Source organism: Immundisolibacter sp., assembly GCF_014359565.1.
Lineage (GTDB): Bacteria > Pseudomonadota > Gammaproteobacteria > Immundisolibacterales > Immundisolibacteraceae > Immundisolibacter.
The window spans coordinates 655,489-669,767 of sequence record NZ_JACIZD010000001.1 but is presented as its reverse complement, the minus strand read 5'-3'; the positions used below and the strand labels follow the sequence as shown (position 1 = coordinate 669,767).

The 14,279-nt window shown below is 63.9% G+C and carries 13 protein-coding genes; 2 read left to right on the top strand and 11 right to left on the bottom strand.

What is annotated here, in order from left to right; translation table 11 throughout:
- Positions 1 to 114: 114 nt before the first annotated feature.
- The 10 genes from H5U26_RS03235 to H5U26_RS03190 form a co-directional block, all read right to left on the bottom strand.
- Positions 115 to 432 (bottom strand): zinc ribbon domain-containing protein, encoded by a 318-nt coding sequence (locus H5U26_RS03235; protein WP_290616588.1) that lies wholly within the window; start codon positions 430 to 432, stop codon positions 115 to 117.
- 26 nt (positions 433 to 458) lie between these two features.
- On the bottom strand, positions 459 to 1,058 hold the full coding sequence (locus H5U26_RS03230; protein WP_290616586.1) for a 2-hydroxychromene-2-carboxylate isomerase: 600 nt from the start codon (positions 1,056 to 1,058) through the stop codon (positions 459 to 461).
- Between the two features lie 33 nt (positions 1,059 to 1,091).
- On the bottom strand, positions 1,092 to 2,342 hold the full coding sequence (locus H5U26_RS03225) for an aromatic ring-hydroxylating dioxygenase subunit alpha (protein ID WP_290616584.1): 1,251 nt from the start codon (positions 2,340 to 2,342) through the stop codon (positions 1,092 to 1,094).
- A 49-nt stretch (positions 2,343 to 2,391) separates the two neighbouring features.
- Complete coding sequence (locus H5U26_RS03220; protein WP_290616582.1) at positions 2,392 to 2,883, bottom strand: aromatic-ring-hydroxylating dioxygenase subunit beta; 492 nt, start codon at positions 2,881 to 2,883, stop codon at positions 2,392 to 2,394.
- Positions 2,884 to 2,925: 42 nt separating this feature from the next.
- Positions 2,926 to 3,246: a non-heme iron oxygenase ferredoxin subunit gene (locus H5U26_RS03215; RefSeq protein ID WP_290616581.1), complete on the bottom strand. Its 321-nt coding sequence runs from the start codon at positions 3,244 to 3,246 to the stop codon at positions 2,926 to 2,928.
- 54 nt (positions 3,247 to 3,300) lie between these two features.
- On the bottom strand, positions 3,301 to 5,667 hold the full coding sequence (locus H5U26_RS03210) for an efflux RND transporter permease subunit (RefSeq protein ID WP_290616580.1): 2,367 nt from the start codon (positions 5,665 to 5,667) through the stop codon (positions 3,301 to 3,303).
- Positions 5,668 to 5,722: 55 nt separating this feature from the next.
- Complete coding sequence (locus H5U26_RS03205) at positions 5,723 to 6,727, bottom strand: YCF48-related protein (protein ID WP_290616578.1); 1,005 nt, start codon at positions 6,725 to 6,727, stop codon at positions 5,723 to 5,725.
- A 142-nt stretch (positions 6,728 to 6,869) separates the two neighbouring features.
- The gene (locus tag H5U26_RS03200; protein WP_290616576.1) at positions 6,870 to 8,138 is read right to left on the bottom strand and encodes a DUF1329 domain-containing protein; all 1,269 of its coding nucleotides are present in this window, start codon (positions 8,136 to 8,138) and stop codon (positions 6,870 to 6,872) included.
- 96 nt (positions 8,139 to 8,234) lie between these two features.
- Positions 8,235 to 10,169, bottom strand: coding sequence for a DUF1302 family protein (locus tag H5U26_RS03195; RefSeq protein WP_290616574.1), 1,935 nt, complete (start codon positions 10,167 to 10,169; stop codon positions 8,235 to 8,237).
- A 138-nt stretch (positions 10,170 to 10,307) separates the two neighbouring features.
- Positions 10,308 to 11,408: an NAD(P)-dependent alcohol dehydrogenase gene (locus H5U26_RS03190; RefSeq protein ID WP_290616572.1), complete on the bottom strand. Its 1,101-nt coding sequence runs from the start codon at positions 11,406 to 11,408 to the stop codon at positions 10,308 to 10,310.
- A gap of 211 nt (positions 11,409 to 11,619) precedes the next feature.
- Between H5U26_RS03190 and H5U26_RS03185 the strand changes: the two genes are divergently transcribed.
- Entirely contained in the window at positions 11,620 to 12,723 is a 1,104-nt protein-coding gene (locus H5U26_RS03185) for an alkane 1-monooxygenase (RefSeq protein WP_290616570.1), read from the top strand.
- A 6-nt stretch (positions 12,724 to 12,729) separates the two neighbouring features.
- Here the strand turns inward: H5U26_RS03185 and H5U26_RS03180 are convergent, their stop codons facing one another.
- On the bottom strand, positions 12,730 to 13,377 hold the full coding sequence (locus tag H5U26_RS03180; RefSeq protein ID WP_290616844.1) for a nitroreductase: 648 nt from the start codon (positions 13,375 to 13,377) through the stop codon (positions 12,730 to 12,732).
- Positions 13,378 to 13,498: 121 nt separating this feature from the next.
- Here H5U26_RS03180 and H5U26_RS03175 point away from each other — a divergent pair, with 121 nt between their 5' ends.
- Complete coding sequence (locus tag H5U26_RS03175; protein ID WP_290616568.1) at positions 13,499 to 14,260, top strand: SDR family NAD(P)-dependent oxidoreductase; 762 nt, start codon at positions 13,499 to 13,501, stop codon at positions 14,258 to 14,260.
- Positions 14,261 to 14,279 lie beyond the last annotated feature (19 nt).

Here is a 14,279-nt window from a genome sequence, read left to right as displayed (position 1 = left end):
GGCTCCGATGCTCGTTGTTCGGGCGATGGGTATCCGATCGCCCGCTTCAGAAAATGCAAAAGGCGCCAGGCGGACGGGACTGGCCCCGCCTGCCTGGCGCCGCAGGATACCGCTTCAGTCGACCGACGCCGCGCTGCTGGCCGGGGCCGACGTACTGGGCTTGCTGTCGCCGCTGGCCGGAGTGCTTGCGGGTGCAGGGGTCGCAGGCGCATCGCCCGCCGTGTCCGTGCCACCCACCGTCTTGCGGGCTCCGTCGCGAAAATCGGTCACGTACCAGCCACCGCCCTTGAGCTGGAAGCCGGCCGCCGAGACTTTTTTCTCGAACGCTTCAGCCCCGCAGGCCGGACAGTGCGTCAGCGGCGCATCGCTGACCTTCTGCATCACCTCGCGCTGCACGCCACAGGCGCGGCAGGCGTACTCATAAATCGGCATGGAACCCTAACCCTCTTGCCTTTCCCTCAGGCGGCGTGGGCCTTGAGGTATTCCTCGACAAACATCAGCCGGTCGTTGCCCCACCAAATCTGGTCGTCGACCATCATGATCGGCACGCCGTACACGCCCCGCGCGTGCGCTGCGACCCGCGATGCCTCGTACGCCTTTTCACCCTCGCGCGAGGACACATACGCCATGAAAGCGTCGGCATCCAGACCCACAGTCTCGGCCAGTCCGCGCAGCACGGCGTCGTCGTTCGGATCGACTCCGTCCGCCCACACCAGGCGATAGGCCTCGTCCACATATTGGCGCGCCTTGCCTTTTTCAATGGCGTAAAAGGTGCCGATGTTCATGCGCCAGGCGTTCAGGCCCTTGGGAAACGTGAATGGCACGCCGTAGTGCGCCGCCCAGCGATTCAGGTCCTGCATCAGCGCGCGAATCTTGGCCGGCACCTGCCGGTTGGAAGGACCGTAGTTGCCCGCTGCCAGCTTTGCGGTCGGGATGTCGATCGGATGGTAATTGAGCTGGTAACCGTACTTGGCGGCCAGATCCGGCAACTTGATATTGCACAGATACGTGAACGGACTTGTGAAATCAATATAAAAATCAATGACCTTAGACGCCATGACGCCCTCCTCGTCGGTATCGCTCAGAATCGCTCAGGCTGCCCAGCCCATCGCCTCGCGGTAGTACTCCCAGAAACCGATGATGCTGCCCTCGGTCACCAGGTGCTCGGCATCCTTGGCCTGCTCGCCGCCCATGGCGATGTAGGAGGTCTGGTCCTGGTCGCGAATGATCGAGCGGTGCACGATCTCGACCGCCTCGCCGTCTTCCATGGAAATGAGGCCGGCCGGGCCGATCAGGTTGCCCTGCTTGTTGCGGATGGCCTGCATCTGGGCGTCATCGTCGACGTAGCCGAACTGCGTCCAGACCAGTTCGAACTTGTCGACGCCGCGCGGGATGATCTGGCGCACCGCCAGCGTGTTGGCGATCTGCTGGACGACCAGGTTCGGGAACACGGCCAGGATCACCAGCGTGACGCCGTCGTCGAACTCCGGCCGGCCGGCCAATACCGACGGATCGGCCAGCGTGAAATCCGTGTTGTAGGTGCGGGTGTCCTGATAGCCATCAACCATGCCTTCGTCAGTGCCCCGCATGGCAGTCAACATGGAGTGCCGACGCTTGGCGTCCATGACGCTCACGCCTTTCTGGCTGGACCGATACAGGCCGAAGGTACAGTGGAACAGGTGCAGCAGGCTGGCGTGGTACGGGTCGCGGGTGTTCTCGGCGTACAGCTTCCAGTTGCCGGCCACGTACTGGCGCTGGTCGCCCAGCACCGTGATCGGCCGGTTCATGATGCGGTCGATGGCCTTGCACGGCATTGGGCCCAGGTAGTCCGGAAGGGGCTCCACCGACTCCGAGAAGGTTGCGAACACCAGCCCACCGTAAGACTCGACGCGCAGCTTCTGCAAGCCGTGCTTTTTCATGTCGAAATCAGCCGGCATGCCGCCCTGGCCGTTCAGGCCGCGCCGGAACGGCACGCCGATCAGGTTGCCTTTGAGGTCATACGCCCATTGGTGGTAGACGCAGGTGTGGTTTTGCACGTTGCCGCGCAGCTCGCGGCAGATCGCGGCGCCACGATGCGCACAGCGGTTGACGTAGGCATGGATCGAGCCGTCCTCGGCACGACTGACCACCACCGGCGAGTCGCCAACGAAGGTCGACTTGTAGTCGCCGCTGGCGGGAATCTCCGCTTCGAGCGCGACGAACGACCAGGCGTCGCCGCGAAACAATCGCTGTTGTTCCAGCTCGTAAATGGCCGGGTCGGTGAAGACGCCGTAGGGAACTCGACTGCCGCCGGCGGTTGGCCAGCGCAAGTGCCCAAGGGCCGGTTCGCGTATTGCATTCATGGGGGGAGCCTCCGATCTGGCGCTGGATGAGCAGCCAATCTTGCGCGACTTAGAGCGGTGTCACCAGCAGGTTGGGAATCCGGTAGGTATCGAACACCACCACCTTGCGCTTGAAACGCAGTCCGTCGGGCGTGGCCACGATCCGGTCCAGGTACTTGCCGGCGTTGAACACCTTGGTGTCGCCTTCGACCAGCGTCTGCAGCACCACGTAATTGCTCTGCACAAGCACCTCGCCGTCCTGCACGCCCTTGACATTGACGTTGCTGAGCACGTGCCGGTAATAGTGCTTGGCGTAGATGTTGGCATGGCGCAACGCCACCACCCGGTCGCGCAACATGCCGCGACTGTCGCAATACATGGCCGAGGTCGGCAGTCCGCGGTCCGCATTCTCGCGGGCGATCACCTGGTAAAGGCAATCCTCGACGAACAAGTCCGGCCACTCCTCGAGGCGGTCGTCGTCTATGCATTCGACGTAGTCGCTGAGCAGCTTGCCGACCTGATAGTGCAGGTCGACCGGAGTCAGTGCAGACAGATCAAGCATGCTCAAACCCGGGCTGATTCTTCAGGATGGCCAAGGCAACCCTCAGGCCGCCGGCCGCTGGATGCACACTTCGCCATCGACCACCGTCACTGGGTAGGTCTGCAGCGGCACCACGCACGGAAACGCCGTCGGCTCCCCGGTGCGGATGTTGAAGCGACCGCCATGGAACGGGCACTCGACCTCGTCGCCCTCGACATAGCCGTCCGTCATCCAGGCCATGCCGTGGGTGCACATATTGTTGCTGACGTAGTACTCGCCTTCGAGGTTGTAGACAGCCAGCGCGGGCAGCCCTTCGGCGTCCACCTGCAAGGATTGCCCCGGCGCCACGTCCTGCACCTTGCACAGCTTGATCAAATCCGACATGTCATCCCCATAACTGAAACCACGGCGGGCGCACGTCGCCCGCCACAAGCGCCATCACGCCAGCGCCTCCTTCGGTGCCGCGTGAGCCGTACCATCCCCGAACACGAAGGCCGGGCGAAACACATAGATCATGGCCGGGATCAACAACAGCGATGTGATCGCCGACACGGTAAGCCACAGCGCCATCAGCAGCCCCATCTCGGCCTGGAACTTCAGCGACGAGGCGTACCACACCAGCACCGCGGCGATCATGGTGCCACCGGTGATCAGCACGCCGCGACCGGCCGTACGCAAGGAGCCGCTAATGGCCGACATCACGTCGCCGGTTTCCTCGAAGCGCTCCTTGACGCCATCGACGATATAGAACGCATAGTCTACGCCCAAGCCTATGCCCAGCGCAGCCACCGGCAGCGTGTTGATGTTCATGCCGATGCCCTTCCAAGCCATGAACGCGAACGTGATCGTGTTCGACATGACCACCAGTGGCATATAGAACAGGCCGGCCACCGTCGAACGATAGGCGATGGCAGACAACACGAACAGCGTCAGCAAGGCCAGCGCAATGCTCTCGACCTGCCGCGCGAATACTTCCTCGTTCACTGCGGCCAGTACACCCACCAGCCCGCCGGCCAGCTTATAGGTCGACTCGCCCGGCAATGGATTGTTTTCCAGGTATTCCTCGATACGCGACACGGCGGTGCGGATGGTGTCGCCCTTGTGGTCGCGGAAGAACATGGTTACCGCGCCGTCCTTGAAATCGGCGTCCACGAAGCGGTCCATATCGCCCGGGTCGGTGCCCTGCATGTACATGAACAGCAGCTCGCCGTTGATGTCCGCCGTCGGACCCAGTTCCTCGAAACGGCGATTGCCCTCGTGCAGGTTCGCATTCACCGGCCCGATCAGATCCACCACGGACACGGTGCCACCGATCTGCGGTTGCGTTTCCAGGTACCGCTGAAAATTGTCGACGTTGGTCAGTACCTCGGGGTCCTTCAGCGCGTTGGGGCCTTCGCCCTCCAGCACCACGAACATCTGGTCGCTGCCCTGGAAGGTATCGTTGATCGCCTTGGCATCGACGTTGTACGGATGATCCGGCCACAACAGCGGCGTGCCGGGCAAGGCGTCACCCACCGTCACCTTGGTGGCATAGAAACCCGATGCCAACAGCGCCGCCAGGCCGATCAGCACCACCGCGACGGACCGACGACCGAGCACCAGTGTCCCGCACAGGTTCAGGATCGGGCGCAACACCCAGCGGTTGGTGTCGATCGGAAACGCCACCGCATGCGGCTTGGTCACCCACGACAGCAAGGTCGGCACCAGCACCATGGCGGACACTGCGATGGTGCCCAGCCAGACCGCGCCAACAAATGCGGTCTTCTGCAACAGCGGCATCGGCATGGCAGCCACGATGGCCACCGCCACCGCATCCACCACCACGCCCAGCATGCCAGGCCGGAACAGGGCCACCAAGGCCTTGGCCGCTGCATCACGCGGCACATGACCGCGCTCGACTTCATCGTCGAAGGCCGCCAGCATCTGCACTGCGTGCGATATCGCCCGAGCCGTCACCAGGAAGGCCACGACGATGATCAACGGATCAAAATTGACCTTGCACAGACTCGCGATGCCCAGCGCCCACACCGCGCTGACCACGCCGGCCAGCATCGGCAGCAATATGCCCCGCCAGGTGCGCACGGTGACGAACAACAAGACCGCCATGATGGCGATGGTGATCAGGAACAGATGGAAGGTCTCGGGCAGGAAATGCACCACCCAGCCGGTCAACAGGGGTTCGCCCACCACGCGCACGCGCACGCCGTCGCCGTTGTACTTCTCGGCGATGCGGGTGACGCCGTCGTACAGTTTTTCGTAGTCGATCAGGCGGTCGATGAAGTCGGCCGTCACCAGCGCCGAGCGCAGATCGGCCGACACGTAACGGCCGTAAACCAACGGGCTGGCCAGCACCTGTTCGCGCAGCAGGTCGATTTCGGCCTGGTCCTTGGGCAACTCCGGCCACATCATCGGCTTGGTTTCGATGCCCGCGGTGGACGAATTGATGGATCGGATCTTGCGTGACGCCAGTGAGATCACCTGGAACTGATTGATCGCCGGCACCAGGTAGAGCTCGTCCGTGATCTGCTTGATGCGCTCGAGCACCTTGGGCTGGAAGATGTCGCCCTGCTCGGCCTCGACCATGATCGAGACGATGTTCGGTCCGCCGAAGCGCTCGTTGTACTTGTCGTTGATCTCGATGAACGGATGGCCCTTGGGCAGCAGATCGTGAAAGATCGTCTTGATCTCCACGTGCGCCGCGAAATAGCCAAACATGACCGTGAGCGCGAGGATGACCGACGACACCAGCACCCGGCGTGCGATGCAGTACGCCGCAAACCGCTCTATCCAACTGACCTGTTGCATTACCTGATTCCCTGCTTGATGACTGCGTGCTGCTGCAAGACTGAGCGCTCAGGCGCTAGCGAAGGCGCGGGCCAAACAGCTCCCACTGGCCGGCCTCCCAACGCCCGACGTTGAGGCCGACCGTCACGAAGCCTTCACCGTGGCGCGCCAGTGCAATGTGCCACGCGAAATCGGCCGGGTTGACGCGGCCGATTTCCCAGTGCGCCGTGTCGGCGTCGCCGGTCAGCAGGACGCCCTTGTCGCCGACAGCGACCCAGCGAGCGCCGGTCCAGATCACGTCAAACAAATGCCGCTCCAGAGCCGCCACCTGGACCTGACGCCAGTTCGCTCCGCCATCATCCGTGGCCAGGACGATGCCGCTGAGACCCACCGCCAGCCCGTGCTGCGAGTCGCGAAACACGATCGACATCAGGCTGGGTTCCACATTGGTCGGGCGCGGCTCCCAGGTCACGCCATCATCGGCGCTGCACGCCAGGCGACCGAACTCGCCCACCACGCACGCGGTCCCCTCGCCCGTGAAGGCGATGTCGTTCCAGGCCACGTCGTCGTCGACCTGCGTCAAGCGCTCCCAGGTCTTGCCGAAATCGGCCGAGCGCATGATGACGTTGATTTCGGACACGGCCCAGGCTCGCCCCTGTGGGTCCAGACGCACACGCAGGACCTTGCCGCTGCCCATCTCCGACACCGGCAGCGTGATTGCCTGCCAGGTCTGCCCGCCGTCCGCCGTCACCAGGCCCTTGCCCTCATTGGCGACCACTACCGCCTTTTGATCGTCCCAGGCGGCAATGGACTGAAAATTCGTGTGCAAGCCGGTGGTCTGGCGCACCCAGGTCTTGCCGGCATCCTCGCTGCGGATGATCTTGCCGTCCTTCCCGACGGCCCAGAACACGTCGCCGACCACCGCCACCGACATGAACCTGTCCCGGGTCTCGATCACGGGCGGCTCAATAATCACTCGCGGCACTTCGAGCCGCACCCGAGACAAGGCAGTCAGCGCTACCACCACCAGTACGGGCGACAAGATCGCCCACATTCTCGACGTCATCGACTGCTGCGCCATGTCCTAAGGCCTCGTCTGAAGAATCCGGGTCATTTGTGGCACCAGCCGCCTCGGCCTTGGTACCGCGAAAAAAAACCGCCGCAAGACTGCGGCGGCGTTACCAGAAACGGCGGGGTCGGCCTAACCAACCCCGCTGATCGCACTATTCAAGCATACGCGGCAGAGCTTCCGGTGTGTAATCGGCAGCCTTGGCGTCCGGAGGATTATGGTGGAATGCCGCCGAGTACCCAAACGCCGTGGCATGCAGACGCTGGACATCGACCAGCAGTACGCCGGTCACGGTCGGACCTGTGCGGCCATCATCCCACTTGACGTCCTTGTAGCCAACGAACTCGGTGTGCCAGTGTTCACCCTTGCGGTCGTAGTGATCCTGCCAGTAGAACTTGGGTGCGCCCAGCGTGGCACCGACGAACATGTGCCGGCGGCTGACCAGATGGTTGCTCTTGGGTTTACCTTCCAGTTCGTAGACGTCCTTGACCTCGTAGTTGTCCGGCTGGAAATTCCAGTACGGCGCTTCAGCCAGATTCATGAACGGGTACTTCGCCTTGCCGGAGGCCTTTTCGTCCAGCGAGGGCAGGACCGAATGGTCCACACCCAAACCCTGGCGCTTGCCGATGAGCTTCCAGCTCTCGTACCAAGTCGGGTCCAGGTTCAAGCCGAACGTATCGTCAAACAGCAGGTCGGTGCCTTGCACCGGGTCGGCCCACGCCCCCGACGAGAGCCGGCGCACGCGGCGCAGGCTTTTCACGTAGGCATACACGTCGGGCAAGCGTCCATCGGTGTAGTTCACGGTCAGCAGGCCTAGGCCGCGGGTGTCGTTGGGATACACATTGACCAGGGCTTCGTACTTGGCGATGTTCGGGTCCAATGCATGCGGCTCGCTCAAGCGGCCGGACATCAGGAAGCGCCGGTACACCCAGCCCTGCTCCTTTTCCAGACCCTTCTTGCCGTCGATGATCAGAAACGTCAGCGGCTGCAGGTTCAGGGCATCGCCCAGCCAGCCGACGCGCAGAATGTTGTAGGTCAGTTTGTAACCGGCATCCGGGTCCGCTGGATCGAGCTCCGGAAACGGCACACCGGCGGTGTGGTTGACCAGGCGCTTGCTGGCATCCAGGCTGGCTTCACCCTTGTGCTTTTCCGTCAGCTCCAGCAGGCCCGAGGTGACGTTGACGGGCTTGGCCTTGACCAGGTTCATCTGCCAGCCGTACTGGCGGATCATTTTTTCCTGCTCACCCACCAGCACGCTGCGAATGGGCTGACCATCCAAGGTCTTGTCCAGCAGGCTGTCGATGGTGGCCGCGCTGAGCAGCGTGCCGTCGGCCACTTCCTCGGCTATAGCTGGCCCGGTCAGCATCAACCCAGCGGTCATGCCACTCGCCGCCAGGAGGCGGACAAAATCTGTCTTGAACATCCTGTAACTCCTCACTTCGTTAAATATGCCCCGCCGGCTACCGGCCAGATGCCGAAAGCCGGAGGGGTTGGTTGCAGGCGCGTCGCCCAGTTTTCTTCAGAACTGGTACGTGATACGCGCCACGAACTGGTCGCGGTTGTGCAGGGTGCCGAGCGTACGGGTCTTGGTGTCCGTCATGCCCAGGTTGGTCTTCTCGACATGGGTCGGGAAGAACAGGTCGGCCTCGAAACGCACCCGCCAGTGGTCGCCGTACTGCAGATCCAGCGACGGGATCAGGAACGAGTCGAAACTGCCCAGGTCCACACCCAGCGCGATGCCCGGCGTCACCGTGTCGTACTTGTACGGGAACGAGAAGGCATTGGTCAGTATCGTCTGGTGCTCACGCCGCGAGGCGCCGAACCCGAAGTTCTCGACGATGTCGTCGTCCCGATCGAAGTTCAACACCCAGGTGTCGAACAGCTGCATGGTCCAGAACGCCGGCCGCGAGGTGCCCAGCGTGTTCATGGTCCAGTTCAGGTTCTTGTCCGCGCCGAGCATGATCTTGAGGGTGTCCTTCTCGATCACCGGACCCAGGCCGGGCACGTCCAGGGCCAGCCCGACCGGGGTGCCGTCGGCCGTGAACAGGTTGCCCACGGAATAGGCGGAGCCCGGATCGTTCGGATCGTTCAGAATGCCCTTCAACGGCGGCATCGGCCCACTTGGTGTGGGTGTTCCAGCCGGCGGCAACGTCCCCATCCCCTGAAAAGCACCGAGCAGGTCGAGGTAGGTACGGGTACCGGTGTTGTAGGGCTTGTTGGGCGTGAAGGCCAACTCGCCGCGCAGCACCGAATCCAGCGCGCCGGAGTAGGCGTTGAAGGTGAAGCCGTAGGTCTCGACCTTTGGCGACAGCAGCTCCACCAGGCGCTGATTGGGGCCAATCCCGTTGTCCTTGGGATCCCACAGCCAGTTGCTGCCGCCCGGGCTCAGGATCGGGTTGTAGGTGGTCACGCCTTCGCTGCTGATGCCGCGGTAGTAGGCGAACGAATAGCCCACCTGCTTGAAGGTGCCCGACCAGCGAAAACCGTAGTTGGCGTCGTCCTCGTCGCCATACTTGTGGTGGCGGTTGACCGGCCCGATCAGCGAGCTGGTCACACCGGCGCCCGCCCAGGGCGCGGGTGCCCAGCGGCCACCGTTGATGGGACCGTCGTCGCCCACGTCGTCGGCGCCATCCCAGCCCGGACGGTAGATCAGCTGCAGCGCACCGGCCAGCTCCGGCACATCGATGGTGACGTTGGCCAGGTTCAGCGGCTTGCGCAGTTCCTCGTTCTCGAGCTCCAGGAACGAGCGCCAGCGCAGGTCGTAGCCGTGGATGATGTCCATGGCCCGGAAGAAATCGGTCTCGCCCCACACCACCTGCTGCTTGCCGAGCTTGAAGTGCATGCGATCGGTGATGTCGAACGTGACGTACAGCTCGCGCAGTTCGGTCGAGTCGTAGTCGTCCAGCAACAGGTCATCGGTGGTGCCGCCGCCGTAGCCGAACAGCCCGGCATTGGCGAACACTGCGTCACCCGGCATGAGGGGGCCACCGTTAGCATTCGTGGTCACACCAAAACCGCCGAACGCTGGTGGCGCGGCGAGCGCGCCATACCCAAAGGCCCCGGTGGTCACGTACGCGGGAATGGCCTTCGACGAATTCTGCAGACCACGCTCGTAGCTGGTGCGGGTCTCGCGCGCAATGCGTCCGACGCCGGCAATCTGGAACGGGCCGAAATCGGCCGAGGCTTCCAGCTTGCCGCTGTGGCGGATCATCGAGAACTCGCCCTGGCCACCGAACTCGTCGCCGATGAACGTCGCCGGATTGCCGCCCGGTGAGCCCTTGGGCTCGAACTGGTCGTTGTCCTGCAGGTTGACCGACAGGTGCTCGCGGATGTAGCCGGAGTACTCGAACTCCACCGCGACCGCCTTACCCGGCGCCAGGATCGCCGACCCCAGCAGGGCCACCACACCGGCCGGCAGCGCCGCACGAACCGACTTCACAGTTTGCGTTTGCATCTTGGGTATATCCCTCCCGAGTGACCGAGTCACGGCAATCGCCATCGGCGACGCCCCTCTCCCCCTTGATGTCCCCCCGTCAGTGCAGGGGACTTCCCCGCGTCTGCGGCTACAGACGCCCTAAAACTGTTGTTGCGTTCAGGCCATGCGCAGGACGGGCTTGAGCGTGCCGCCGGCCTCGGAGTCCGCCGCCGCCTGGTTGATCTGATCCAGGCTATAGAACTTGATCAGCTTGTCGAACGGGAACCGCCCCTGCTTGTACAGCTCGATCAGGCGCGGGATGAACACGTCCGAGTTGCTGTCGCCCTCGATGATGCCGCGCAGAGTCCGGTTGAACAGCATGAAGTTCACGTCCACGCTGACCGTGGTGCCCATGGCCGGGGCGCCGACGATGCCGCCAACACCACCCATCCCCAGACTGAACACGGCGCCTTCCAGGACCTTCGGGTTGCCGGTCGTTTCCAGCATGTACGGCACGCCCAGGCCGCCGGTGATCTTCTGGATTTCCTCGACCGGGTTGCACTGCGCGCCGTTGATGACGTGCGTGGCGCCCAGCTCCCTGGCCAGCGCCAAGCGGTTTTCCTTGATGTCGACGCAGATGATGGTGGTGCAGTTGGCGACCACGGCGCCCATCACCGCGCTCAGACCCACGGCGCCGGCGCCGAAGATGGCAATGGTGCTGCCGGCGGGCGGATCGAGCGCATTCAGCACCGAGCCGGCACCGGTCTGGATGCCACACCCCAGCGGCCCCAGGATATCCAGCGGCACGTCCTTGGGCACCTTGATGGTGTTGCGCTCATACGACAGGGCGTAGCCGGCAAAGGACGACTGACCGAAAAAGCTGCAGCCGATTTCCTGGCCGTGACTGTGGATGGTGCACTGGCCGTCCGGCGTACGGCCACCGAAGTTCAGGCCAAAGGCATTCAGGCAGGACAGCGGCTGGCCAGCCAGGCAGTTGGCGCACAGGCCGCAGCTGTAGAAGGTGAGCACCACGTGATCGCCAGGCACCACCTTGCGCACGTTGCGGCCGACCTTCTCGACCACGCCAGCGCCCTCGTGACCGAGCACCATTGGCAGTGGGGCCGGATACAGCTGGTCGCGGATCGACAGGTCCGTGTGGCACATGCCAGCGGCGACGACGCGGACCAGAATCTGGTCGTCGGCCGGTTCCGTCAGGTCGACGGTCTCGACGGTGAACTGCCCCTTGGGTTCGCGAATGACGGCGGCACGCGTTTGCATTCAGGCTTCTCCTTCTGCCATGGCCTTTCCCTAGCGTTCCCGAACGTGTGTCCGGGAACGGCGCGGGCGCTACCATACGCACAAAAAACACGTGTGGCAATTAAGCGGCGCAGAAAAATGCGAACTTTTTCTCAATCGCCCTTGACAGGCGGCGCCGCCTGGTTACTGACCGATTGATCGGACAACCCACCTCTGCCAAGGATAAATATTCATGCCAAGGATCGGCGAATACGCACGCTACCTGATAGCCACCGCCATGCTGTGCAATGGCGTACTGGGCCTGTATCTGGGCGGGGCCTGGGTCTGGCTGGGCCTGGCGGGATTTGTCAGCCTAGCGCTGCTGGATTTCACGGCCGGGGCCGATCACAGCCTGCGCGGGGGCGCCGGCAAGTGGTTCTACAACGGCGTGCTGTACCTGCAGCTGCCCCTGATGGTGACCTTGTGGGTGCTGTTTGCACTGCACATCCGCGCCGGTGACCTTGGCTGGTTCAACATGATCGGCGCGCTGATTGCGGTTGCCTTCCTGAGTGCGCTGGGCGGCCTGCCGTCGGCGCACGAGCTGATGCACCGCAAACACCCGCTCGAAATCGCCTATTGCAGCCTGTACCTGACGGTGTTCGGGCTGCCGATGAACGACCTCAACCACGTGCACGGGCATCACCCGTTCGTCGGCACGGCCGACGATTCCGACACCCCGGTGCGCGGCCAGTCCGTGTACCGCTTCGTGTGGAACTCGATCGTGGACGGCACGATCAAGGCCTACCGGTTCGAGAAGGCACGCCTGGCCAAGCGCGGTCATTCGGTGCTGTGGTGGCGCAGCCGCGTGGTGTGGGCGCTGCTCAGCGTCGGCGCCTGGGTGGGCTTTTTTCTGTGGCTGGCCGGACCGCTCGGCCTGCCGTGGCTGATCGGCGCCTGGGCGGTGTGTTTTCTGATCCTGGGCGGTTTCAACTACACGCAGCACTACGGGATCGTGCGCCAGCCGGGCACGCCACTGCTGCCGCACCACTCGTGGAATCACCTGAACACGTTCAGCCGGGCGGTGTCGTTCGAGATTTCCACCCACTCGGAGCATCACCTGGACCCGGACAAGCATTACGAACTGCTGCGTCCGTACACGCAGGCGCCGCAGATGCCGAGCATCGTGGCGTGTTTTCTGGCGTCGTTCATCCCGCCGCTGTGGGAGCGGGTCATCGCCAAACCGCGACTCGAGAACTGGGACCGCCACTTCGCCAGCCCGGCCGAGCAGGAGCTGGCCATGGAAGCGAACGCCCGCGCCGGCTGGCCGCAGTGGCTGCACTCGGCGCCGGGTGCGTAGGAACCACTACTCGGCCCAGGTCAGAAACTCGTCAACCGCCATGCGCTCGGTGCGGTACTGATTGACCGGCGCGTCGGGATCGCCATAGCCGATCGACATGCCACACACCAGGTCGTGGTTTTGCGGGGCGTCGAGGTGCTGCGCGACGATGTCCGGATACATGGCCAGCGCGAACTGTGGGCAGGTTTCAAGCCCGCAGCCGCGCGCGGCGAGCATGACGTTTTGCAGAAACATGCCCATGTCGACCCACGAGCCTTTTGCCATCGCCCGGTCGGTGTAAAAGAACAAACCCAGCGGCGCACCGAAGAATTCGAAATTGCGCAGCATGGCCCGCTGGCGGCCTGGCTTGTCGTCGATGCCAATCCCCAACGCCCCATAGAGCTGCATCCCGCAGCGCCAGCGCCGGCCCTTGTAGGGTTCCACGAAGGTCTCGGGGTAATAGTCGTAGTGGGCACCGGGCGCACCGCCGCCTGCCACGTGAGCGAGAAGCGCATCGACGATGCGTTGCCGGACCGCGCCGCTGACGGCCAGCACCCGCCACGGCTGCGTGTTGGTGCCCGATGGCGCCCAGCGGGCTGCTTCGAGCACCTGCTCCAGGGTTTCCCTGGCAACGGGCTTGTCCAAATAAGCGCGGACCGACGTGCGACCCCGCATGGCTTCGATGATTTCCAACACTCACCCCCCTGGCCAGCCAGGCACCGGGCTTGCGGTTCATGCGCCGGCCGCGTTAAACCTTGCACGTTCACCATAAGACCACGCCCGAGGAGGCCTGCCGATGAATCGACTCACGAACAAGGTTGCCATTATCACCGGGGCCAGCGGTGGCATAGGCGCGGCCGCCGCGCGCCGCTTCGTCGCCCAGGGCGCTCGGGTGCTGCTGGTGGACCGGGACGAAGCCGCCCTGCAGGCGGTTGCCGATGGCAACGCGCAGATGGGCTACTGCGTCGCCGACGTGTCGCAGCCCGAGCAGATGGCCGCCTGCGTTCAGGCCGCCGTACAGCGCTTCGGAGGCCTCGACATCGCGGTTCTGAACGCCGGCATCGAAGGCGAAGTGCGGCCCATCACCGACTACGACATCGCCACCTTCGATCGGGTGATGGCCGTCAACGTGCGCGGCGTGTGGCTGGGCCTCAAATACTGCATCCCGGCCATCGCCCGGCGCGGCGGCGGCAGCATCGTCATCACCTCATCCGTGGCCGGCCTCAGCGGGGCGGAAAACATGTCGGCCTACTGCGCCAGCAAACACGCGGTGGTAGGCCTGATGCGCACCGCGGCGGCCGAGTGCGCACCGCTGAACATCCGCGTCAACACGGTGAATCCGGCACCGATCGAGACGCGCATGATGCGCTCGCTCGAAACCGGCTTCCTGCCCGGGCAGCCGGACGCCGCCAAGGCCGCCATCACCCAGCGCATCCCCATGCAGCGCTACGGCACGCCGCAGGAGGTGGCCGATCTGATGCTGTTCCTGGCCAGCGATGAGAGCGGCTATTGCACCGGCGGCACCTACACCGTGGACGGGGGCATGTCCGCGCGCTAGGCGGGGACAAACCATCCCG

What these genes read in the sequence shown, in the direction of transcription:
- H5U26_RS03175 (WP_290616568.1), top strand. Translation starts at nt 13,499, where the DNA reads ATGAATCGACTCACGAACAAGGTTGCCATTATCACCGGGGCCAGCGGT.
- H5U26_RS03185 (WP_290616570.1), top strand. Translation starts at nt 11,620, where the DNA reads ATGCCAAGGATCGGCGAATACGCACGCTACCTGATAGCCACCGCCATG.
- H5U26_RS03225 (WP_290616584.1), bottom strand. Translation starts at nt 2,342, where the DNA reads ATGAATGCAATACGCGAACCGGCCCTTGGGCACTTGCGCTGGCCAACC.
- H5U26_RS03235 (WP_290616588.1), bottom strand. Translation starts at nt 432, where the DNA reads ATGCCGATTTATGAGTACGCCTGCCGCGCCTGTGGCGTGCAGCGCGAG.
- H5U26_RS03195 (WP_290616574.1), bottom strand. Translation starts at nt 10,169, where the DNA reads ATGCAAACGCAAACTGTGAAGTCGGTTCGTGCGGCGCTGCCGGCCGGT.
- H5U26_RS03190 (WP_290616572.1), bottom strand. Translation starts at nt 11,408, where the DNA reads ATGCAAACGCGTGCCGCCGTCATTCGCGAACCCAAGGGGCAGTTCACC.
- H5U26_RS03220 (WP_290616582.1), bottom strand. Translation starts at nt 2,883, where the DNA reads ATGCTTGATCTGTCTGCACTGACTCCGGTCGACCTGCACTATCAGGTC.
- H5U26_RS03205 (WP_290616578.1), bottom strand. Translation starts at nt 6,727, where the DNA reads ATGGCGCAGCAGTCGATGACGTCGAGAATGTGGGCGATCTTGTCGCCC.
- H5U26_RS03215 (WP_290616581.1), bottom strand. Translation starts at nt 3,246, where the DNA reads ATGTCGGATTTGATCAAGCTGTGCAAGGTGCAGGACGTGGCGCCGGGG.
- H5U26_RS03230 (WP_290616586.1), bottom strand. Translation starts at nt 1,058, where the DNA reads ATGGCGTCTAAGGTCATTGATTTTTATATTGATTTCACAAGTCCGTTC.
- H5U26_RS03180 (WP_290616844.1), bottom strand. Translation starts at nt 13,377, where the DNA reads ATGCGGGGTCGCACGTCGGTCCGCGCTTATTTGGACAAGCCCGTTGCC.
- H5U26_RS03200 (WP_290616576.1), bottom strand. Translation starts at nt 8,138, where the DNA reads ATGTTCAAGACAGATTTTGTCCGCCTCCTGGCGGCGAGTGGCATGACC.
- H5U26_RS03210 (WP_290616580.1), bottom strand. Translation starts at nt 5,667, where the DNA reads ATGCAACAGGTCAGTTGGATAGAGCGGTTTGCGGCGTACTGCATCGCA.